6 protein-coding genes are annotated in these 6,723 nt (G+C 55.8%); 2 read left to right on the top strand and 4 right to left on the bottom strand.

Going from position 1 to position 6,723, the window contains the following annotated elements:
* Window positions 1–120: 120 nt before the first annotated feature.
* Complete coding sequence (locus tag G3N97_RS13435) at window positions 121–1,200, top strand: acyltransferase (RefSeq protein ID WP_277397735.1); 1,080 nt, start codon at window positions 121–123, stop codon at window positions 1,198–1,200.
* A gap of 2,060 nt (window positions 1,201–3,260) precedes the next feature.
* On the opposite strand, the gene G3N97_RS13425 is transcribed toward G3N97_RS13435, so the two are convergent.
* The gene (locus G3N97_RS13425) at window positions 3,261–3,713 is read right to left on the bottom strand and encodes a hypothetical protein (RefSeq protein ID WP_241030562.1); all 453 of its coding nucleotides are present in this window, start codon (window positions 3,711–3,713) and stop codon (window positions 3,261–3,263) included.
* Between G3N97_RS13425 and G3N97_RS13420 the strand changes: the two genes are divergently transcribed.
* The gene (locus G3N97_RS13420) at window positions 3,705–3,857 is read left to right on the top strand and encodes a hypothetical protein (protein ID WP_205993656.1); all 153 of its coding nucleotides are present in this window, start codon (window positions 3,705–3,707) and stop codon (window positions 3,855–3,857) included. The genes G3N97_RS13425 and G3N97_RS13420 overlap by 9 nt on opposite strands.
* Before the next feature lie 52 nt (window positions 3,858–3,909).
* Here G3N97_RS13420 and G3N97_RS13415 read toward each other — a convergent pair whose 3' ends face one another.
* From G3N97_RS13415 to G3N97_RS13405, 3 genes are all read right to left on the bottom strand, one after another.
* Window positions 3,910–4,467: a hypothetical protein gene (locus tag G3N97_RS13415; protein WP_205993655.1), complete on the bottom strand. Its 558-nt coding sequence runs from the start codon at window positions 4,465–4,467 to the stop codon at window positions 3,910–3,912.
* Window positions 4,468–4,608: 141 nt separating this feature from the next.
* Window positions 4,609–4,992, bottom strand: a complete 384-nt coding sequence (locus tag G3N97_RS13410; protein WP_205993654.1) for a hypothetical protein — start codon at window positions 4,990–4,992, stop codon at window positions 4,609–4,611.
* 466 nt (window positions 4,993–5,458) lie between these two features.
* Entirely contained in the window at window positions 5,459–6,694 is a 1,236-nt protein-coding gene (locus G3N97_RS13405; RefSeq protein ID WP_205993653.1) for a porin, read from the bottom strand.
* Window positions 6,695–6,723 lie beyond the last annotated feature (29 nt).

Genomic DNA, 6,723 nt, shown 5'->3' with positions numbered 1-6,723 from the left:
CTGATGGCCTCAACCTTGAACTCGTTCGTGTATTGCCTTTTCGGCACTGACTTCTCAGACATGCAATCCTCCGTACAAACAGGAAACTAACAAATTTCCTGCTGTACGTGAAATCGAGGCATGGTCAGTCTACGAGGCGTGGCAGCGATGCTCGTCATCATGTTCCATTTTCCTGGCCTGTTTCGTCCCGTATATGTCGAAAACAGCTACCTGATGGTCGACCTGTTCTTCGTAATGAGCGGATTTGTTATTGCGAGTGCCTACGAAGAAAAGCTCTCGTGTGGCGACATCAGTCCGCTTCGGTTCATGAGACTCAGGCTTATCCGGCTATATCCTCTTTATGCGCTCGGAACACTACTCGGAACTGCTGGTTTACTATGGCGGCTACCGCGTTCGGATTGGCACCTCGTGGCTTTAGCACTCCCTCTTGGCCTGCTGATGCTTCCGTCTCCTCTCGTGATACGAATTTTCTATCCGCTCAGCAGTCCAGAAAGGGTCCTGTACCCCTTGAATTATCCCTCTTGGTCACTGTTTTTCGAGCTCCTGGCGAACGCTGGCTACGCAGTGTTTTTCAAGTATCTTTCCACCCGAGTGCTGCTTACGCTCGTCGCAGTGTCTGGTGTGATGCTGATCGCCAGGGGCATTCATGGCAACCCTCTAAGCGCCGGATGGATTCTCGCCAGCAGCAAGGGTGGATTGCTACGCATTGCGTATTCTTTCTCGACAGGTATTCTCCTGTTCCGGTTTCGCGCCGCCCGACGAAAGACCAGCAACGTCTTTGCAATCGCACTGGTGGCGGCTCTCATATTACTTTTCTGCTCGCCTATCCCCGATATTTTCCGCATGGCGTTCATCTTTTCCATGGCGCTCTTCGTATTCCCGGTGTTGGTCTGGGTCGCCGCGGCCGTTGAACCGTCGCGCGAGGTTCGTAAGGTATTTTTATTTTTTGGAGCGGTTTCCTACGGCGTCTACGTGCTGCATGTGCCAGTTGGCGCTTGTTTCCAGCTTATGTTTGGCGACATCGAGCACCTCGGACCCCACGCTACACCCTGGGTCGGCGCAGGCTTGCTGCTGATGGTGCTTGCTCTTGCCAGCATTGCCCAGAAAATCTACGACATCCCCGTTCGTCGACGCCTTCTCAAGGGGGGGATAGTGCGCAAAAATCATCCCATCACGGCTGATGCGACACTCAACCAGTAAAAAAATTTAGAGGCTGTTACATTTTCATTAATCGCCGAGACGGGCAAGTGAGCGCGCTGACGCGTCGTTTGTCGGTGTATGGCTGGTCGTCGTTGATATCGGCTGGGCTGTTTTCACGTGTGCCTCAATGGCGCTTTTGCGATGACTTTTATACAAAGAGCAGCGAAATGCGACACGTGATAGTGACGAAATCGGGCGGCTTATGAACGTGCTTGGGTCGGACGGAGAAGAACGCTGGCCGCTATACTAAGAGTTCGGGCGTATCGTCGTCTCACACCTAACTTCATTAGCCGAGTGGCTCGACCGATGGCATGTAAGCTGGCAGTTGCCTGGGGTGCCCGAATTATGCTTCGCCCCCGTAGACGGCTCCTGGGAAATGGGGCAATCCAATGTCACTGCCACCCGCCGGGAGCGCTTGCGATACACGCTGTTCTCCTCAGTACATGACCAGTTTTTCAGCCGCACAGGACGGCTCAGCAGGGTCTTTGGCTGGAGTGTAACGCGGCCGGTCTGGAAGCTCGGCATGGCTGCGAATGCACTACATGCTGTCGAGCGGACGATCAAACCGCCGCTGGTCGGCTGTGATACCTGCGGCCGCTGCCGCTTGCAGGACACGCTCTATGTCTGCCCGAGACATGTCCCAAAGGCCTGGCGAACGGACCCTGTGGCGGGACCCGGCTCAATCGTTGCGAATTTGACGACCGGGAGTGCGTGCACAGCGTCAAATATCGCATTGCCAAGTCTGCCAGTCAGTTACCTGTGCTGGCGCAGACGTTGATTCCTTGCATCGAAGCAGAGAGCAGGCACCGCAGCTCGTGGCCTGAATGGTTTGAGGAAGAAGATTCGACGCCGAAGCGCTAAATCGAACCCCAAGGAATGATGGCTGGCCAGACGACCTTCGCGACGCCGAAAGTGGTCAGTGGCCGAAAGCACTCCTCGAACGGTCATTCAATCTGGTTTCTTGAGTGGCTGTTGGTGGCCGACAGTGATCCGAACAGGAGGTTGGTGCTCACTACTTCGTCGGGTCTATCCATCCCGGGCGAAGTCCGCGAACGTGTTCTTCTCGGACCTGCTCGATCGATTCCGCATTGCCTAGATCGGCCTCAATCTCGCCTACGCAACCCCAGCAGTCACCGCCACAGCTCAACGACAAGGGGGCGTCGGTTTGATCGAAAGCTCGTCCACATATCCGGCATTTCATCGTTCGGCTTCCAGGGTGTGAATTCGCCAAATTGTCAGCGATTTACGCCGGTATGTCGAACGGCCGGTTGTGGCCGCGTGCCGACTCATGCAGCTTGCATACACTGCTTCGGCCTTCCGAACCTGTGACCGGCAGCACCCGACCCGGAAGGGACACTCAGAATTCTCGAAAGCGGCCATTAAACCAAACCGATCATAGGCCTCGATGTACGGCGGCGGCAAACGAGGCTAGCTGACCCATCCAAGTGACTACGTCGAATATCTCATACTAGCCGACGAGAGCCTGATGCGGTCGATCAATGAGAGAGAAAACCATCCGGTTGCAACCGCACAACTATGGCTGGGTTTGCACTGCCACCACCAACAACTCGCTGTCCCCGACCTGAATGGCTTTTCGCCATACATGTTTAGAGTTTTGGACAGCCTGAAACTCGCCTTGGTAGGCTTTGCTGACCATTTCCCGGTGAAGGGAAGGCGTGAGTCCAGGGAGGGCTCCACTGGGAATATTCGAGCACCAAGTCGATGCGAAACCTTTGTAATTGCTATGGCTACCTTGGCATATGTGAATCGAGCCCTTGTAGGCAACCATGTAAGTGTATAGCGGCACGAAAAAACACCTTCTCAAAAGAGTGAAAGTGAGTGGACGCGAGATCGCGCCGATTCGAAACAGTCAACAATCTGTTGACACGCCGGAATTGTTGACGATGTAGCTGTCGTTGTCGACGGTCTCTTGATGGCCGCACCTCGACCGACGATACTGCCTCGCCGCTCCACGATGTGCCGGCGGCATGCGTCGATCCTAACGGTTACTTTAACGCCCAATACCAGTTGCCCGCATATTGCCGGTCAACCGTTTCCTGCTATTCGAAAGTGAACATCAGCCCGTCGATGAGGGCATCAGAGCATCCGCGGACTCGAAACACTTCCTTGAACTCCGTCAAAAGTGTTTGGTTTCCGGCCAACAAGTCACGCTCGGCATCTGTCTTTGCTCGAATCAGGGACCATGTCTGAGTTGGTTCAAGTGCCGTTACGATGCAATCATTCACATGTTGGCGAGAAAGGGCTCGCAGGTCCGCCTCGGCCTGTAGCGCTATCAGGCGAAAACTCGCTTCCATAGCTCCTTCACTTCGCCGGATATCGGCGGTTGTTCTCGAACCGTAACCAATAAGACGTGGCACGATACGATGCCGGCGGCGTAGATTGTCGGCAATTTCGGCGCAGCCGTCGACTGGCCGTTCATGGCCGGTGAGCGTCTGACGCTTCGCCGGAGAAAGAGCATCCGCATTGCCTGAAATGCGGCAATCTTGCAGCAAATTGCAGCCCTCTCGCAAAGAATATTAGCGAGAGGGCTGGGCATTTTCAGTAAAACTGCGCTCGCGCTGATCGAGCCGCTGAAATTCCGTCTGGCCGTGCTGCGACGCGAAGTAGCAGATTTAATGCGGGTTGGCGCGAAGTGAATGATATGAATGCCTCCCACCCATGGCGAGATATCACGGCGGAGCGCGAGTGTTATTTGATGAAGATGGGCACGTACGGCACTGTCGCGACCGCCGGCGGTTCAATCGTCCGATTGACGGTGATCACGGGGACCCCTGCGGCCTTGACTGTTTCAAACAATTTCACCGAAGCGTCCGCGTCGGCATAGGCGCCGCCGTCGACGATACCGTCAATCGCGATGACCCGCCTTTTTTCGGTCATCTGGACCTGCCTGAAACGGAAGTTGCGTGCGAGCGCGACGGTCTGCAGGTCGCTGAAATTGACGGTCGTCAGGCGCTCGTACCGGGTTGCCTTGCCGTCCCACTTCATGACGTACAACGTGTCCTTGGTCAGCGCGAACACGCAGAAGTCCTGCGGCGCCATATAGGCCCCTGGTGTGCCGATCAGTAGCGTGCAGCGCCCGTGTTCGATAATTTGACCTGTTATCGCCGGGTCGTCGTGCGTAACGCTCTCTACGAAGCTCGGCCGATCGTAATAAATGGTTTGCTTGTCGTACGGGATGCCGACCTGGCAGCCTGTGAGAGTGGCGGCGACGCTGAGCGCCGCCGCGAGTTTGTATCCGATTGTCATACGTGTTTCTATGGTTAATGCGCGGCGCGCGTTTGACTTTCTTCGGTCGTGTACGAACTGGTGCAAGCGCCGACCGGCCGCACGATCCTCGTCGACGCAAACGCCGTCGAGGTGGTGGAGATCTGCTGGTAAGCGTACCCCTCAGTTCTCGATTTTGGCGATTCCGTCTTTGCACTCGTTCAGGTCGAGGTTGGAGTCTACGGCTTCGAGCTTCCAGACCTCCCGAAGATAGGAGGTGACAAGTTCTTTGGATGTTGCTCTGCACCGCATCGCAGCGTCGTCACTTCCTTTCGCGAGGGCGGCCTTAACGTTCCTTTTGAGGGCGGTGGAAGCCTGCTGAAAATCTTGCTTGATCGACTTGGCATTCGGGACTGGCTTCGCGTCCAAAAGTGCGTCGACGTTGCGCTCGCAAGCGGCGCTTGCGTCAATCAACCGTTGGCAATCTTGGGGAATTTCCTGCGCATGAGCGAAGTTATCGAAGATTGATACGGTTGCTAGGGCAACTAGTAAGATGGTTTGCTTCATGTTTTTTTGCCGGAGCTCTGAACTTCCAAGTAAACGGCCTTCATCTGAAAAACTTTAGCCGCATCAGTCAGTCGTTGGCAGATGCAAATTGCATCTGATCCCTATCCTACAGTGAGTCACGAATGACTTCGTCGCAACCAACACAGAGCAGACCATGACGTTCGCCATCAACGACAACGATATCCGGGTTGTGCAGACGCGCCGCGGTATCAACGCCAAACGTAGTCCGGAATAAAAGTGACACCTTTGCGACGATAGATGTGTCACCACCCGCCGGGCGTTCGGCCCGGTGCCGAAAGATTGGCGCTGAGGCGACACAGCGATCACACCGCCGCTCTCTGAGAATTTCCGATGTCGACCCGAAGTGGACACTTGCCGATCGCCGTGTGGGTGTCCGCTTTCGGGTGCAAGGCGGCCCATCGAAGACCGTCCTATTTGAGACTCTCAGTTGCTGCGTCACAGGCGCTCAAAACTTGTGTCGCATGCCCACACGCAACGCCACCTGCGTATCGGTCGAAGAGGGCGTAAGGCCGGTTATCTGCGCAACGGCACTGCCGCCCGTCGAGTCGACTCCGCTCGCTTTTTCGTAGACGGCGATTGTGTACAGGTCAGTTCGCTTCGAGAGGAACCAGTCGAGTCCGGCGCTAACGAGATGATAGTTAACGCCTTCCTTGCCGCCCGCGCCGCCGTTGCGCGTGTAGTCGTACGCGGTGCCCGCGAGCAGGGATGGCGTGATCTGGTATTGCAGGTTCACTTCGATGTTGTTGAAGGCGGCGGTTCCCGCGTAATGCAGCGGATTTGGACCAGCCGCAGAGCCCAGTTTGTCGAAGCGGGTATTCGAGTACGCGATGTTCGTGTTCAGTGCGCCAAGCGTCAAGCCAACACCGGCAGCGACGATCTCCAGACGGTTTGCCGATGCGTAGCCCGCGAAGACCGGATTCGATTCAGGACTGGTCGCGCTTCCGAAACTGCCCAGGTTGTTGCTCGTAGCGGGCCCGGCATTCGGATTTGCGCCGAAAAACGAGAGGCTGGGGTTGCTGATATTGAGGTAAGCGGCGCCCGCGGAAAATGGCCCGGCAGCGTACGACGTGCCCGCGCCCCAGATCGAGTTCTGTGCAAATGAACCGGCGACGCCGCCAAGACCCAGGATCGCTTCAACGGTAAGTCCGTTCCAGGTGCCGCTGCGGAACTTGATCGAATTGTTGATGCGTCGGGTGTTCTGGGCGTTATCGAGATCGCCGGGGTGAGCTGTCATGTAGCCGCCCCATTGCGGCGACGCGAGGTATGGGCGGAACAGATCCACGACAGGATCGTATTGACGCCCGAGCGTTACCGTGCCGAAATCACTTTTGATACCGACCCAGGCCTGGCGTCCGAACATCGCGCCGCCCTGGTTGAGCGCACCATTGTTACTGTAGAAGCCGTTCTCCAGTAGGAAAATAGCCTTCATGTTGTTACCGAGGTCTTCCGTTCCCGTAATGCCCCAGCGACTACCCTGCAGCCCAGCCGAGCCGCCTTCAATCATGGCGATCTGGTGACCTCCGGTAAAGCCGTTGGCGGATTTTCCCTTCTGGACATTGTTTGTGTAATTGATGCCACTGTCGATCACGCCGTACAACGTGACGTTGCTTTGAGCATGGCTGGCAGTCGAATACGCAACACATATGGTAAGGATGCCAAAATAATTAACCGAATTTTTCATTTGCAATGTCTCCGGGATATATGTTGTTT

Origin of the sequence: Paraburkholderia sp. Ac-20347, assembly GCF_017104805.1 — a bacterium.
Taxonomy (GTDB): domain Bacteria; phylum Pseudomonadota; class Gammaproteobacteria; order Burkholderiales; family Burkholderiaceae; genus Paraburkholderia; species Paraburkholderia tropica.
The sequence above is the reverse complement of the archived record's forward strand: the minus strand, read 5'-3'. Positions and strand labels throughout refer to the sequence as shown.